Raw genomic sequence first — 271 nt, 5'->3', positions numbered from 1 at the left:
GTATAATGCCGATACTCGCGTGTCCATACCGGTAGATGGCTTCAAGTCATTAGTCTGGGATACAGACCGGACCAGCATGTATAAAAAAACCCTGGATGGGTTTTGGGACAAACACACCGACTCTTATGCGGCATTGAGTAAAATCTCCTTTGTCAAAGCCATCAATCTGCAGCGCCTGGAAGGGACCCTTGGCCCTGCCGAGACGGCACTCGCCCAGCGTGCGTTGGGGCCTGTGGCGCAAAAGGATTGGTCCGAGCTGACGGTCCAGGAC

Annotated in this window: 1 protein-coding gene; it reads left to right on the top strand. The window is 54.2% G+C overall.

Annotated elements, in window-relative coordinates:
• Positions 1-19 precede the first annotated feature (19 nt).
• Positions 20-271 (top strand): dermonecrotic toxin domain-containing protein (locus AAEY78_RS13175; RefSeq protein WP_352339751.1); only part of this gene is annotated, 252 nt, incomplete at its 3' end.

The organism is Psychrobacter sp. 16-MNA-CIBAN-0192, from assembly GCF_040309565.1.
Lineage (GTDB): Bacteria > Pseudomonadota > Gammaproteobacteria > Pseudomonadales > Moraxellaceae > Psychrobacter.
The sequence above is the reverse complement of the archived record's forward strand: the minus strand, read 5'-3'. Positions and strand labels throughout refer to the sequence as shown.